We start from the raw sequence: 14,133 nt of genomic DNA, 5'->3' as shown, positions 1-14,133 counted from the left end.
CTAATCGGACAGGCCGAACCAGACCTAAGATCTTGATCATGATGAGATGTTCGAGCCGTGGCTCGAGCAATGGGCGGCCGACATCTTCCATGACCAGACGGCGGAGCGGTGAAAGGGGAGGGGGAGTGGAAGGGTGAGCATCAGGCTCACCGAAAGGGTGCGCGTCGCGAGCAAGCGCGTGCACCGCCATTCTCACTAGGAGAACCGCCTTGACCGCATCGCACCCTGTCGGGACCGCCATGGTCCCGCTCGCCCGGATTGCCGTGGGCTATAATCCGCGCCGCTATTTCGACCGGAAGAAGCATGACGAACTCGTCGCCTCCCTGCGTTTGCGAGGCATGCTGCAGCCGATGCTGGTTCGGCCCGCTGCCGACCTGCCGGAGCATTTCACGATCGTCGCGGGCGGTCGCCGCTACCGGGCCGCAATGGAAGCCTTCGGCGAAAACGCCGAGGTGCCGGTCCTGATCCGGGAGATGACCGACCAGGAGGCGCTCGACGCGGCGATTGCCGAAAACGACGATCGCGATGATCCTTCCGAGACCGAGCAGGCGGACGCGGCCGTTCGCTATCTCGCGGCGTGCCAAGGCGACCGGGCTGAAGCTGCACGGCGGCTTGGCTGGTCCCGCGCAAAGCTGGACCGCCGGCTCGCGCTCGCCGACCTTTCCGAGACCGTCAAAACCGCGCTCGACGAGCGCCGGATCAAGGTCGGACACGCCGAATTGCTCGCCGCCGTTCCCGCCGACAAGCAGGACAAGGCGCTCGAGACGATCATCGCGGCCGGCCTTGACATCGCAAAGACCCGCGATCTTCTCATGAAGGTCACGCAGCGCCTCGCCGATGCCCTGTTCGACAAAACGGAATGCACCACCTGTCCGTTCAATTCAGGGACGCAGCGCGCCCTGTTCGACACCCATGTCGACGATGGCCACTGCACCAACGCTACCTGCTTCCAGCTAAAGACCGAGGCGGTCGAAGCTGCACGCCGTGATGCGGAGGCGGCCGCCGAGGCCGAGGACGCCGCCGCAGCGATCGAACACGATGACGGCGATGATGACGCTCTCGCCGACGATGGCGACGAAAACGAGGACGGCGGTGAGATCGGCGGTCTGACCGATGACGCAGCGCCTTCAGCACCTCTGGTCGGTCGCGGAACCGTCGTGCGCAAGGTTTCCACCAGCACCGGGCCCAGTGTTACCGCAAAGTCCATCGCAGGCCGCACGACCGACCTGCGGGAGGCGACATGGCGCACGGCGCTCGCCCGCGGGCTGGCCGACGATCCTTTGAACGCCCAGGCGGCGATCCTCGTGGCAGCGCTGACCGGCACGCTTTCGCACATCAAGTCAGGCACTTTGACCTCGCGCGCTGCACTGCTGGTCGACGCCGCGTTCCCCGATCGCGGTTTCAAGGAAAAGATCGCAGAGATCCGCGAGCTATCGGAGGTTCAGGCCACCACGGTGCTGGCTGCGATCGGGGCAGCATATGCCCGGGACGTCCAGTCGTTCGCGCACGTCGCCGATCTCGCCGGCGCCTTCGGCATCGACATCCGGACAGTCTGGCAGGTCGATCGCGCTTTTCTCGAACGATACACGAAGGACGAGCTCAAGTTCATTGCCGCCGAGAGCGGCCTGGTCGCGCACATGGGCGAGAAGGCATTCGCAAAGTTGCTCGGCGCCAAGAAGGGCGACCTGATCTCCGGCATGTTGAATGCTGTCGGGTTCGATTGGGCTGGCCGGGTGCCAAGCGCGATGGCCCTCGATGGCCGCTATGCGCCGCCCAATTCGCTTCCGCCCGCCAAGGCCGACGAGGTTGTCACCGAACTGGCCGCCTGACCTCGCCCAACTTTCCAATCAAGGAATCCCACAATGCTGATCACCAATCTTCTGCCCATGCTGGGCAACTATTCGCTCGCCTTCGATCTTGTCGCCGGCGATGACGGTGTCGTTACCCTCATCATCATACCCCGCGTCGCCGAAGGCAAAACGCACAAGGCCGAGGCCGGCGAGCTGCGTCCGATCTCGATCACAGCGACGGCCGCCGAGATCGATGCAGAGCTTGCGAAGGGCGCCGAGGGGGCGCTCGGTGGGCTGATTGCCACACGCATGGCGCTTGCCGATCAGATCGCGACCCAGCGGGACGCGGCCGAGGCCGCGCGCGCGGCGTCTGCGGAGGCGGCGAAGGCAAAGGCGGCATCGGCACCCGCCAAGCCGGTAGTCGCAGCGAGCACGCCGGCCGCGCCAGCGGCGGGCGCCCTGCCGGCCGATGCAAAATCGGAGGAGCCCGCCAGCCTCTGGTGATCGGAAGCAACCGACACCCTTTGCAATTCCAACAAGGACATTCCGATGCAGATCGACCATCTTGCCCGCGTCTACCGCTATGACGGTATCGACCTCCCGCAGCCGCCGCACCTTGCCAATGACCCGCAGGGGCTGCGCGCCTACCACGCCACCCTCTACCCGGCGATCCTCAATGCCGACCTGGTCGATGCCGGGGTTACTGGCGGTGTCCACGTCACCGAATATCGCCGAGCTGTCGGCACCAAGGGCTGACATGGCGCGCGTTCAAATGGCGGCCATCCCCGCCGCACCGCGCTGCACGCTGCTCCATTGGATCGAGAACGACCATGGCAACACTTCCGAACTCTCCCGGCCTGCCTGCAGCAAACAAGCCCAGGCCCTCCATGCGAAGATCATCCTCGACGCGGGCACGCGCGAGGATGGTCCTGCCGATCCTATCCCGCCACCCACAGGACTCTCCCTTCCTCCGCTCGGCTGATCTGGCAGGACGGACCGTCCATATCTCCCCTGATATTCCGGTGATGTTCGATCGACCTTTGGCGGCCCACCATAAGCTCGTCGGCAGTTGGGTCGCCTCGAAAGAGCAGGAGACAGTGCACCGCACGCGCCCTGAGGCGCGCCGACATATCGAACGGGTCTTCCAGACCGAGGTCCTCGAAAGCTTGCGGAGCTGCACGATCGCGGACCTGCGCGTCGTCGTGCTCAACGGCGAATCCTGCGGGGCGCCGGCGGTCGCGATCGTCTGCGACAGTGTCGGGCAGCTCGATCTCGGATGGATCGAGGACAGCAAGCGGCCGATCCCGTGGCGCGCGGCTGCGTATCGGGTGCTCGAGCGCACGCTCGGAAGTGCTCTCCCGATCTTCTGCTACGATGACCTCTTCGACAACATCTCGATGTACTATTGGGACGGCGAGACCGAGGACGCCGCTGCGCGCGAGGCCCTCGTTGCGCTCCATGGGGCTGACGACAGCGAGATCGCGGCCCAGACCATGCCGTCCGAAATGAACGCCAGGCGGCCAGAATGGATGCTCGCCGCGAGGGCAGCGCCCACGTCGAAGTTACCGACTGCCCTTCGTCGGGCTCTGCGCGAATTGCGGGATGCCCACGCGGCGCTCACCAATTTGCCTGACGAACATCACGCCTGGCGCCTCGAGATGGATGTTCTCTACGAATATGTCCCCGGTATCGAGGAATGTTCGCCGCTTCCGCCGCTGACACTCGTTCCCGTCGAACAGTTCGCGGTCGAGGTCGACGACGTCGGGCGTCACGGCATGGAATATGGTTTCATGGACGTGACGGGCCTTTGCCCAATGACGCACTCCACCGCGATCGATGTCTGGCATGCGTCACTCGCCGCCGGCGCGCGGCTGCTGCGGGCCGCCAAACATCTCATCGAACTCTATCCTCCCGAATAACGAGGCCGACATGACTGACCATTGCGTGCAGTTCGAGCGAACCGCAGGCGGCATGATGCTGACCAACGCCATCCTGCTCTACAGAAGCGACGGGGCTCGCGGCCTCGGCTCGCATCTTACCCCTGGCGAAGATGCCGAGGCATTCGCCAGCATCCATCAGATCGAGCACGACGCTATCGGCGCGCCGACCATCGCCGCTGGAACGCCTTTGACCCGGGCGCATCTGCGGCATTGGTCGCAGGCGCTCGGCCGCGTCGCCCCGCCGCAAATTCTCCCCGAAACGGTGCTTGTCGCCCATCCCGACCTGCTGGTCTGGTGGGTGCCCGCACAGGTGAGGACGGCCTATTTCGACCTCTCGGCGAAACTGGCTGGACTGCGTGCGCTTGGCGGCCGCGCGATCGTCCCGGTTGCCTATCCGGCACACGTCCTTGTCGCCACACGGCGCCGGCTTGGAGTCTTTGGGCTTGAGCGGAACGAGCGGCCCGCGGCCGAAACCGCCTTGCTTCATTCGCCGATCCTCAACGTCTTCCTCAACGGTTCCCTCTGCTGGGGTAACATTCCGAAGCCGACATCGCTGGATGTGTCCGCCATTCCCGAGTTCGAGCGCGCGCTTTTCGACTCCTGGTCGACCCATCCGAATCCGGGTCAGGAGCTGACGATCACGGGGAAGGGCGGTCTCGTGCGTCTCTGGGACACCCTCGCAGCGACCCGCGCGACCCGCTTCCCGGTCAAACGCTTGAGGCCGTTCCTCGGAGATCGTCGCCAGACCGCCCCGCGAGGCGCCGCCAAGGCCGACCCAGTGACGCTCGGCGACCTCATCTACGGAAGGTCCGGCCGATGACTGCCCTCGCCGAAGACCCGACCGCCGCCGCGGTACTGGCGGAGGCGCCTTGCTATCCCGTGCCGCCGGATGGGCGATCACCCGCGATCGAGGCCGTTCGCGAAGCCCGAGCAGGCAGCTGCCTCGCAATCGGCCGCGATGGTGTCTGCCTGATCTTGCGCCGGGCCTGGCTGGCTCTGGATCTGCCCGTGACACCGCCGATCCCGGCCTACCTGCCCTACGGGAGCATTGGAGTTCGCCGCGCGGACCTGCGTTGCGGCTTGATACCGGCGGAGCTGCTGCGGCAAGTCCTCGAGCACTTTCGCGCCGCGCTGCCCAACGAGGCCGCCGCCTTCATCCTCTGGGATGAGGCTAATCGGCGATTCTGGGTCGACTTCCCCCAGATCGACCGCGCGACGCCGTCACACCTCACTTATCGTCCGCCTGCGCTGCCGCCGCACCATCACCTCATCTGCGACATTCACAGCCATGGGCACGGCGCGGCCTTCTTCAGCGCAACCGACGACGCGGACGACGCGCACGCGACCAAGATCGCCCTGGTTGTCGGACGTCTGGGTCATACGGACGGCCCCGCATTTGCCTCGCGACTGTGCGCCGCAGGGATGTTCCTCCCGCTGCCGCGAAGCCCTTTTTTCAGGAGACGATCATGACCTCTGAGACGCCCCTTCGCCACTATCTGCCTGCGGCGCTCGGCAACCGCGCGATCAAAATCGTGCTTGTGGGATGCGGCGGCAACGGCGCGCAGATGCTGATGGGGCTCGCCTCGCTGGATACGGCGCTGCGGGCGATTTCGTCGCGTTCGCTCGATGTAACCGTCGTCGACGACGATATCGTCAGCGAGGCCAATCTTGGCCGGCAGCCCTTCTTCAGGTGCGACATCGGCAACTCGAAGGCCCGGACGTTAACCGAGCGGATCAATCTCGCCCACGGTCTGGCCTGGACGGCGGTGCATGGCCGGGCACCCGAGGCCGCGAAGCTCGACGGCACCGACATCGTCATCACTTGTGTCGATACCGCATCGGCGCGCCGGAGCGTCGGTGCGGCCATCGCCTCGGCCAGGAACGCGCCGGCCTATTGGCTGGATCTCGGCAACCGCGCTGGCGACGGGCAATATATCATCGGTTGCCCGAACGCTGAGCCCGAGGCCGGGCACCAGATCCTCCCGACAGTCCTCGAATATTTCCCCGAGGTCGCGAACGAGAGCCTGCCTGACGACGACGCGCCGTCGTGCTCGATGGCCGAAGCCCTCGAGCGCCAGTCGCTTTTCGTGAACCGGGTGGTGGCGAGCCACGCGCTGGCCCTTCTCTTCGATCTCGTTGGCCGCGGATCGATCGGCCACGCGGGCGCGTTCATCAATATCGCCACCGGGCAGGCCGTGCCGATCCCGCTACCGATCGCTGCTTGAATCTTCGGTCGAGCCCGAGGCCGGCCACGGGAGAAAGGGGAGGGGGAGAGGGCCGTTTGAGCGGATTTTCGCTCAAGACCGGAGGGCCATCCCATGACTTACGACGTCGCCATGCGCCACCAGCAGGCGCTCGACCCCAGCGCGCTGATCACCGTCGGCACCACCCTCCACGCGATCGGAGCCGCGATCAAGGATTGCCGCAACGCCGGCAAAGACGCCGAAACCGATCCCGCCGTGATCCTGCTCGTTCGCCACCTCAGCGCAGTGTGCGAAGATCGTCCGTCCAATCTCGAGCTTCGGCGCACCTGCATGGACCAGATCGCCGAAATCCGCCGAACGCCGGTCCTGCGCAACCTCGCCTATCGGGGCGTGAGCCATGACGAGGCCGCCAAGCGGCTCTTCCATTCGGAGGGCCGCACCGCAATGCGGCGCCTCGCCGACGCGCTGGGCCTATGCGACGGAACCTATGACATCCGCTCCAGCAAGGGCGGCCCTGCGGTTTCCGGCGAAATCACGCTCCATGGCGAGGAAGCATGGGTGCAGCTCTCGCTTGGCTGTTCGGGCCCGGGCCGGGAAGTCCTCTATCGCCGGGTTCGTGGCCGCGATGATCACTGCGGCGCGCGCAATCACTGGGCATCGGTCAATGATCTCATGGCGCCCGACCGTTTCGCCGACCGTCTGCGGCGCGACCTTCGTCTCACGCCGCCGGTCGAACAGCCGATGCGCCTCTTCGCCTGATCTCGACCGAGGCCGACCACATGATCCATGTCGAAAAAATCCCGCAGTTCGACCCCTGTTCGACTGCCACCTGGCTGGCCCGGGGCCGCGCACCGGAACATGCCGAAGCGATCGCGAAAGCCTGGCGCGACTTTCCGGACCTGGCGCCGACGGCTTCACCTGAAGATCGCATGGCGCGCACCCGCGCGCGCGTCCAGGCGATGAAGCCCGTCAACGACGCGATTGCCGCGCATAGCGAGGCCGAGCGCCAGGCGCGCAATTTCAGCTTCACCGAGGAGCGCGCCGTCTCAGGACGCGGTGATGAGCGCGATGCGGCGATCCTGCGTGGACGCGATCGTTATGGTTATGACTGGAATCTCGCGATCCGCTATGCCGATGGCTGGTACGCGGCCCATGTAGGTTGGAACCATTGTTCGCCGTCCAAGGCCGCAGAACGCCCGGCCTATGACTGCGGGTTCGCCGACGGCGGCGGCGACGTTGACGATCTCTTCGACGCGGCGCGCCGGGCCAATCGCGCTGCCGAACGAGCGCCCATCTCGATGCAGTCGCGGGGTGCGGTGCGATCGCTACCCTCGGACTGGCCGAAACCCAGCGACCGGCCCCGACCGACACCATGGTCGCGGCGGGTTATCATCCTGGGCGATCATCCGGCGGCGGCGCTCGGCCGAGGCGATATTTTGGAGCGCTATCGTAAGACAGGCGGCCGCTGCGGCGGTCACGCCATCATTCTCACCGCCACCAAGGGCTTCATATCCGGTGTGACCGCGCAGCCCGAGGCCGAGGAACTGACGGCGGAGCGGGCCGACGAGCTCATTGCCAGTCCCGAGCAGGAGGACCGGCTTCGCGCGCTCCTCGCCGGCATCGACATCGAGGATATCCTTGTCGCGCTGCACGGCGAATATCTGCGGGTTCTCGATACCCATTCGGCCGCATTGCCAACCTGTCGGAATCGCGAACGCACGCGCAACACGCCGCTGCAGGTCAAGGCGCACGCGAAACTCTGGATGGATCGAGGCCGCGAGGCCGGGAGCAATGTCGGCGCTGGCCACATCCGTTGGTCCAAGGCGACCAAGGGCCTGACTGCGAAGCTAGGCGAGCTGACGGCGCGCTATCAGGGGCCGGCGCCCGGCAAGGGGCATCTCGTCTCGATCGAACAGGACGGCACCCTCGCGCACGGCTTCATCGACCCCGGCGGGAAACCCCTCGCGCCGACGCTCATCGTCGGCAGCAAGGCCCGGTTGCGCGACGAGATGGCACGCGCGCTCCGCCTGTTCGGCGGGGCGACGAGATTTGCCGCCCGCTAACATTCGAGGATCCAAAACATGGAAACGAGCCGCAGCCAGCGCTGGCGCGAGCGCCGGGCGCTCTGGGCCCGCGATCTCACGGTCATCGATCCCAAATCCTATTCCGTCGAGATCATCGGACACGATGCCGCGCGCGCTTTCATTGCCCGCCATCATTATCTGCCGACCTATCCTGCGGCGCAGCTCGCGGTCGGGCTCTATGGCGCCGGGGCAGTCCTGGAAGGCGTCGCCGTCTTCGCCGTTCCGGCCACCGGAGCCGTAATCACGCGGCACACCGGCTTTGCCGATCCGCTACGCGGCTGCGTGCTCGCCCGCCTGATCCTGACAGACGCCGTGCCCCAGAACGGGGAGAGCTTCTTCGTCGCGCGGGCCTTTCGCCATCTGCGCCGCGAGAAGCCCGGAATCGAGGCCGTGGTTTCGTACAGCGACCCAAGCGCCGGACATATAGGCCGCGTCTATTGCGCGCTCTCGGCGGCGCACCGCGCCATTACGAGGCCGCGAACCGTCCTGCGCGCCGGCGACACAACGATCGCGGGGCGCACGCTCTCGAAGATCCGCCTTGGCGAGCGAGGCCATGCCGGCGCCATCGATCAGCTCGTTTCGCTTGGCCTGCCCAGGCCGGAGTTCGGGGAGATGCCTGCGACATGGCTTTGGCGGCTGCAACGCGAACGCCATCTCGTGCGCCATCAGCAGCCGGGTCTCTACGCCTATTGCTTCGAGCTCACCCGCGAAGCCCGCCGGCACGGCCGCGCACTGCCGCGACTTCCCTATCCAAAGGCCCTGCCGTTGGCGCACCCCACCTTTCAGTTCGATCTTCGCATCGAGGCCGAGAACCGCACAGCCGGCCGAGAATGAGGGGAGGGGGATCTTGAGGGTTGCGGCGATGGGCCGCGATCGAGGCCGGGAACTCCATGCACATCCCAAGCAACAGACGAGCGGTCGATACCATTCTGGTCGCCGCCCCGCCGCCCGTGGTCCTGGCCTATGGGATCGGTGTCGATTCCACGGCGCTGCTGATCGAACTCGAGGCGCGCGGCGAGGCGCCAGACCTGGTGCTGAGCGCCGATCCGGGCGCGGAGAAGCCCGAGACCTACGAATATCAGCGGATGATCGCCGCGTGGATGCACGCGCGCGGGATTCCCTATGAGATCGTCCGCTACGTGCCCAGGCGCTTCAAGCACTGGCCGCCCTATTATTCGATCCTCGCCAATGTCCTGACCAATGCGACTTTGCCGAGCATCAGCCTGGGACGGCATAGTTGCAGCCTCAAATGGAAGGTGGCGCCGCAAGACGCTTTCCTGAAGCAATGGGCACCGGCTCGCGCCGCATGGGCGAATGGGCAGAAGGTCGAGCGGCTGATCGGCTACGACACGTCGCCCTCCGATTCCCGGCGTCATGCCCATGCTGCCGGGCTGGACGATCCGCTGTTCCAGTGCCGCTATCCGCTGCGCGAATGGAACTGGACGCGCGATCGCTGCATCGCCCGGATCGAGGCCGCCGGTCTCCCGGTGCCGCCCAAGTCGAGCTGCTTCTTCTGCGGCGCCATCCGGCCCGATGAAGTACGCGCCCTGCCGGCGTGGTGCCTTCGCTTGATTGTCCTGATTGAGGCCCGCGCCGAACCGCGCCTGCGCACCGTCGAGGGATTGTGGCGCCGATCGACCAGGACCCGGCCCGGCAGGATCACCGATTTCATCCGCGCCGAGCGGCTGCTCCCCGAGGCCGAGATCGACGCGATCCGTCGCGATGCGCCGACCGATCTCATCCGTTTCCAGGACGCCGCCAGCATCGTGCCGATCGCCGAGCGGCCGACGATGGAAGAATGGATCGCGAGTTTCAACGCCGGCTTGATGGAGGCAGCATGACCAGCACCATATCCCGGATCGCCGAGCTCAATGACCGCGTGCGGCTCGGCCTCGATCGAAACGCGCGGATCGTGATGACGGCGACCTGTCTCGCCACATTGGCAGGCGGCGACCGCATCGTCAGCGAAGCCGTCGCCCAGGCCGCGGTACTCGCGGCCGTCCGGCGCTACGAATTCAAGCCTGATGACGGCCCGGAACGCAACTACGGGCAGTTCGAGCTCGAGGGTCACATCGTCTGCTTTCGCATCGATTATTACGATCCCTCGCTCGAATGGGGCTCGGAAGATCCTGCCGACGCCGCGGTGACCGTCCGTGTCCTGACGATCATGCTCCCCTGCGACGATTGAGCCGATCAGTCGCCTCGCCAATTTCCAACCAAAATGGAGGTAATCTTGCGCCGCATCACACCCGCGACGTCCGAGGACGGACAAGCCATTGCGATTGCCGTTGAACGCCTGGGCGAAGCCCGTAACCTGCTGCGCAGGGCGGGCGCGCGCCGCGCGGCATCGGCAGCAGGTCAGGCCATCAACAGCGCCGAAGGCGCCGCGCGGCACGTCGCGCACAGAATGCGGAGGACACACGCATGAGCAGGCACATTCTCCCGCCCAAGGCCGGCCATCCCGACGTCATCTGCGCGGCGGTAGGCTGGGACCGACCGCTCCAGACCTATTATGCTCAGGTGTGCTTTCGCACCGATGATGAGCCCGATGAAGGGGAAGCGCTGATCTGGCGGGGCACGGAACCGGGCGAGCTTCCCACGCCCGAGGCCGCGATCGCCGTTATCACGCCCTATGCGGAAATCCCGCCGAGGCTTGCCGAACAGCTCCTCGCCGACATGACCGCGACGATCGGCGAGAAGGATGGCCGGCACCAGGCCGAGGTCAAGCGGCGGCTGTTCGGCTCGATTCATTAGGATCGGGCCGTTCGAGGCAGAAACGCTTGCGCCCGGGTGTCGCCTCGATACCCTCTGCGCGCGGAGAAAACCGATGACGTCCGTACCGACAGATTATGATTCCGCCCGTGCGGCGCTGACACGGCTTATCCCGCTCGCCATGGGCGACACCGGGCAGGCGCGCCGCGTCGCGAACTTTCTGATGGCCTGGTGGAATGGCCCGGAGCTTGGTCATTTCGAGATCGCCGACATGTTCGGCCTCGACATCGACGTGGCAAACGACATCACGAGCGTGATCGGCTTTCTCGGCCAGAACGACCGCGGCGCCGTCTATATCGACGGTCTCGGTTTCGCCGAAGAGATGCAGGATGTCATTGCCCTGTGGCGGCCATCGGCAAGCGCTCCCCAGACTTGACACGCATCGCGTGATTGCGAGGCCCTGAAGTACCCGACGGCGCCGAAGTGGCGCGTCGGAGCGGCGCTGGCGCGCCTTACTCGGCCGAACGGCCGAGGAGAGGAGCGGGTGAGAGAAGGTGTTCGGACAAGGGGTTCGAGCGCACTTTCTCAGGAGACTTCCCATGAACATCGGCACCATCACCCAGAACGCCAGCGGCACCTACACCGGCAAAATCTCGACGCTCACGGTCGCGATCGTCATCGCCCTTCGCACCGTCCATTCCGCCAATCCGCGTGCGCCCAAGTTCGAGATCCTCGCGCTCTCGGCGGCACGCCAGTGGGTCCAGGTCGGCTCACTGTTCGAGCTGGCGTCCAATGCGACCGGCGAAATGTTCCTCAACGGCAAGATCGAGGATCCCAGCCTCGACAAGCCGCTCTACATCTCGGCGTTCCGTCAGGACGACGGCTCGTACAACATCGTCTGGTCGCGTCCCAACCGCCGCCGCGATGCGCCGACCGACACCGCCCCGGCCGACGACAGCCTGCCGCCGCTGCCCGGTGCGGACGAGCCGGCCAAGCCGAACGGCCTCGCCGGTACGGATGGCCTGGGTGAATCCTCGGCAGAGGGCGCGTTCGGCGGCGAGCCCGCGCAGGGCAATGGCCGCCGTCGCCGCACGCCCGAGATGGCCGACTGACGATCCTCTCTCCCTGCCGCGCGCGTCCCTCCGGCGCGCGGCAACCCCGCAGGGCTCGTTTGCCTCACGGCAAGCGGGCCCTGCCTTCGTTTCCCTGTGACCGTGTCCTCAGCTATCGTCCTCGCGCGCGCGACAGAGAGGACTTGAAATTTATCCGGAAACTCCGTACTTTCCGGACAGGAGAATCACCATGCCCCAGACTGTCAGTTCCGTTGAGGCGTCAAAGGCCTTCGGCCGCATCAGCCGCCAGGCGCTGGTTGCGCCCCTTACCATCACGCATCATGGCCACGATAGCCTCGTGTTGATGTCGGCCGCCGAATATCAGCGGCTCAAGCGGCGCGATCGCGAGGTCTTCACGTTGACTGACGTGCCGGAGGAAATCGTGGAGGGGGTTCGAGCGGCGCGAGCGCCGGCAGAAGCCGCTGCCTTCGATCACGAGGTCGAGTCCTGACGAGTGCAAATTCCCGATCCAGTTCCCGGCCTCGTAATTCGCTACTCGTATCTCTGGAGCCATGAAGCAAAGGCAGGTCACGAAGAAGGCAGCAAAGACCGTCCCTGCGCCGTGCTGCTCGCGACGACAAATAAGGCAGGCGCCAAGATGGTGACCATCCTGCCAGTGACCCATACGCCGCCGTCCGACACGAGCCTTGCCGTTGAAATTCCGCACGCGACGAAGGTTCGTCTCGGGCTCGATGATGATCGCTCGTGGGTCGTCCTCACGGAGCTCAACTATTTTCAATGGCCCGGGCCCGATCTTCGGACGGTGCCCGGCGATCCATTGGGCGAGGTTGCATACGGTCAGCTTCCAACCGCCTTCTACGAAACCATCCGCACCCGCTGGCTCGCCGCCTACGACGCCGGCAAGGTCACGCAGGTCAAGCGTACCTCCTGACCAGTATCGGCCGCGCCCGCATTTGCCACGCGGCGCGGATCATCGCGACTTCGGAGTGAGAACACATGGGAACGAACCAGCGGCACGGCAATCGGGCGGTGAGCACGGCCGAGACCTTGAGCGACAAGCAGCGGGCCGATCTCGCGGGCGCGCGACCTACGGACGAAGAGATCGCCGCCGACCGATGGGCTGATGAGCATGATACCGCGCGCGAAAGGTCCCGCCGCGCGAAACTCCGTCTGCCATTTCGCGCCTGAGGCCGCCGAGGCCGAGCAATACGAGGCTCTGCCCTCAATCCCGATCGCTGCGTCTAGCGGGCCTCGCCGAACGGGCTTGCCCGTGACCGATTGCTGAGCACGAACTCCTGAGGGCGCTCCGCCGCCGGCGCCGGGGTCAAGAGCAGCGCGCCGCGCGATCGTCCATCGGGTAGAGCCCCGCCGCGGCCAGCAGCCTTCCTTCGCCTGTTCCTGACACCTGCGGCGAGACGAAGACGTCCCGCAACCCCATCCGGTCGCCCGTGTTGCCGCTTCGCGGCTGCCCGCGCCAACTCCCTCCAGGGGTTCCCCTCCGCTGACGCTACGGTGCGGACCCTCTCCGCACGCCGCTCTTCGGTGTCACCGGCGGGAAGGCCGCTGGACCCAACGAGGAGCACTACCATGAACAACGTCAATCTCGCCGGCCGCGTCGCCAAGGACCCCGAGACCCGCGGCGCCGTCACCACCCTCATTGTCGCGACCGATCGCGTGAAGCTCAGGGACGGCAAGACCTATGTCGACGACGCCACCGGCTACACCGCCAAAGAGACAGAGTTCCACAAGGTCACCTGCTTCAACGGCCTCGGCAAGGCCGGCGCCTCGCGCAAGAAGGGCGATGTCGTCGCCATCACCGGCCGGCTGCACTATTCGAGTTGGGAGGATCGCGACGGAGTCACCCGGTACGGCTGCGAGATCATCGCCGACAAGATCGACTTCTTCTGACCCGGTAGAGCGGCGCCTGCGGGCGCCGCCCTTCAGCTCAACTGGCCCGGGAAGTTCGCGCGTCGCCCCGTCTCGAGGTTGTGGACCATGTTCTCGACGCCGATCGCGTAGAACTCGCCGACATGGAAGCTCGCCCCATCCCGGAGCTTCCACTCCTGATCGGTGACGACCTTGATCACGCTGTTCACCAGCGCGATCACGTCCTGCTCCGCCAGCGGATAGAGGATCGGCTCGATCTGCCACAGGCGGTCGCCATGAATATCACGTTGCCGCAGGAGCTGCTGATAGACGGCGAGTTTCGCCACCAGCCCCGGTGGCTCATTGCCATGCAACAGTGCAGCATATCGCGATAGACGCTCCTCATAGTTCGCCTGAATCTGGGCCTTCACTCTTCATTCCTTCAACATTGCCTGCGGCGTCGG

The 14,133-nt window shown here is 65.8% G+C and carries 21 protein-coding genes; 20 read left to right on the top strand and 1 reads right to left on the bottom strand.

Annotated features, from left to right (window positions below):
* Positions 1-209: 209 nt before the first annotated feature.
* From F7P65_RS00220 to F7P65_RS00125, 20 genes are all read left to right on the top strand, one after another.
* Entirely contained in the window at positions 210-1,829 is a 1,620-nt protein-coding gene (locus tag F7P65_RS00220) for a PRTRC system ParB family protein (RefSeq protein WP_371421310.1), read from the top strand.
* 33 nt (positions 1,830-1,862) lie between these two features.
* Complete coding sequence (locus F7P65_RS00215; RefSeq protein WP_062787879.1) at positions 1,863-2,294, top strand: PRTRC system protein E; 432 nt, start codon at positions 1,863-1,865, stop codon at positions 2,292-2,294.
* A gap of 45 nt (positions 2,295-2,339) precedes the next feature.
* On the top strand, positions 2,340-2,546 hold the full coding sequence (locus F7P65_RS00210; protein WP_030090566.1) for a PRTRC system protein C: 207 nt from the start codon (positions 2,340-2,342) through the stop codon (positions 2,544-2,546).
* A gap of 1 nt (position 2,547) precedes the next feature.
* Positions 2,548-2,772 carry a hypothetical protein gene (locus F7P65_RS22250; protein ID WP_233423706.1) on the top strand — a complete coding sequence of 75 codons (225 nt, stop codon included), beginning with the start codon at positions 2,548-2,550 and terminating at the stop codon, positions 2,770-2,772.
* 43 nt (positions 2,773-2,815) lie between these two features.
* Positions 2,816-3,709 carry a hypothetical protein gene (locus F7P65_RS00205; RefSeq protein WP_233423707.1) on the top strand — a complete coding sequence of 298 codons (894 nt, stop codon included), beginning with the start codon at positions 2,816-2,818 and terminating at the stop codon, positions 3,707-3,709.
* Positions 3,710-3,761: 52 nt separating this feature from the next.
* Entirely contained in the window at positions 3,762-4,550 is a 789-nt protein-coding gene (locus F7P65_RS00200) for a PRTRC system protein B (RefSeq protein ID WP_338053864.1), read from the top strand.
* Entirely contained in the window at positions 4,547-5,200 is a 654-nt protein-coding gene (locus F7P65_RS00195) for a PRTRC system protein A (protein ID WP_150289889.1), read from the top strand. The genes F7P65_RS00200 and F7P65_RS00195 overlap by 4 nt, the downstream gene beginning before the upstream one ends.
* Positions 5,197-5,955, top strand: a complete 759-nt coding sequence (locus tag F7P65_RS00190) for a PRTRC system ThiF family protein (protein ID WP_030090570.1) — start codon at positions 5,197-5,199, stop codon at positions 5,953-5,955. Before F7P65_RS00195 ends, F7P65_RS00190 begins: the two co-directional genes overlap by 4 nt.
* 93 nt (positions 5,956-6,048) lie before the next feature.
* Positions 6,049-6,693: a hypothetical protein gene (locus F7P65_RS00185; protein ID WP_030090571.1), complete on the top strand. Its 645-nt coding sequence runs from the start codon at positions 6,049-6,051 to the stop codon at positions 6,691-6,693.
* Positions 6,694-6,713: 20 nt separating this feature from the next.
* Positions 6,714-7,997, top strand: coding sequence for a hypothetical protein (locus F7P65_RS00180; RefSeq protein WP_030090572.1), 1,284 nt, complete (start codon positions 6,714-6,716; stop codon positions 7,995-7,997).
* An 18-nt stretch (positions 7,998-8,015) separates the two neighbouring features.
* Positions 8,016-8,852, top strand: coding sequence for a Mom family adenine methylcarbamoylation protein (locus tag F7P65_RS00175; protein WP_030090573.1), 837 nt, complete (start codon positions 8,016-8,018; stop codon positions 8,850-8,852).
* Positions 8,853-8,908: 56 nt separating this feature from the next.
* Complete coding sequence (locus tag F7P65_RS00170; protein ID WP_062787876.1) at positions 8,909-9,859, top strand: adenine nucleotide alpha hydrolase family protein; 951 nt, start codon at positions 8,909-8,911, stop codon at positions 9,857-9,859.
* Positions 9,856-10,206, top strand: a complete 351-nt coding sequence (locus F7P65_RS00165; RefSeq protein WP_030090586.1) for a DUF3768 domain-containing protein — start codon at positions 9,856-9,858, stop codon at positions 10,204-10,206. The genes F7P65_RS00170 and F7P65_RS00165 overlap by 4 nt, the downstream gene beginning before the upstream one ends.
* 236 nt (positions 10,207-10,442) lie before the next feature.
* Positions 10,443-10,772, top strand: coding sequence for a hypothetical protein (locus F7P65_RS00155; RefSeq protein WP_062787874.1), 330 nt, complete (start codon positions 10,443-10,445; stop codon positions 10,770-10,772).
* 73 nt (positions 10,773-10,845) lie between these two features.
* The gene (locus F7P65_RS00150; RefSeq protein WP_030090587.1) at positions 10,846-11,166 is read left to right on the top strand and encodes a DUF7673 family protein; all 321 of its coding nucleotides are present in this window, start codon (positions 10,846-10,848) and stop codon (positions 11,164-11,166) included.
* Positions 11,167-11,329: 163 nt separating this feature from the next.
* Entirely contained in the window at positions 11,330-11,842 is a 513-nt protein-coding gene (locus F7P65_RS00145; protein ID WP_062787872.1) for a DUF736 domain-containing protein, read from the top strand.
* Positions 11,843-12,032: 190 nt separating this feature from the next.
* Positions 12,033-12,293, top strand: coding sequence for a type II toxin-antitoxin system Phd/YefM family antitoxin (locus F7P65_RS00140; RefSeq protein ID WP_037505398.1), 261 nt, complete (start codon positions 12,033-12,035; stop codon positions 12,291-12,293).
* A 3-nt stretch (positions 12,294-12,296) separates the two neighbouring features.
* Positions 12,297-12,734: a hypothetical protein gene (locus F7P65_RS00135; protein WP_030090590.1), complete on the top strand. Its 438-nt coding sequence runs from the start codon at positions 12,297-12,299 to the stop codon at positions 12,732-12,734.
* A gap of 65 nt (positions 12,735-12,799) precedes the next feature.
* Positions 12,800-12,991 carry a hypothetical protein gene (locus F7P65_RS00130; protein ID WP_062787870.1) on the top strand — a complete coding sequence of 64 codons (192 nt, stop codon included), beginning with the start codon at positions 12,800-12,802 and terminating at the stop codon, positions 12,989-12,991.
* A gap of 399 nt (positions 12,992-13,390) precedes the next feature.
* Entirely contained in the window at positions 13,391-13,711 is a 321-nt protein-coding gene (locus tag F7P65_RS00125; RefSeq protein ID WP_062787869.1) for a single-stranded DNA-binding protein, read from the top strand.
* A gap of 32 nt (positions 13,712-13,743) precedes the next feature.
* Here F7P65_RS00125 and F7P65_RS00120 read toward each other — a convergent pair whose 3' ends face one another.
* Entirely contained in the window at positions 13,744-14,100 is a 357-nt protein-coding gene (locus F7P65_RS00120; protein ID WP_066703409.1) for a hypothetical protein, read from the bottom strand.
* Between the last annotated feature and the right edge of the window lie 33 nt (positions 14,101-14,133).

This window comes from Sphingobium estronivorans, from assembly GCF_008692605.1.
Classification (GTDB): Bacteria; Pseudomonadota; Alphaproteobacteria; order Sphingomonadales; family Sphingomonadaceae; genus Sphingobium; species Sphingobium estronivorans.
Note: the sequence above shows the minus strand (reverse complement) of the source record. Positions and strands in the feature narration are given on the sequence as shown.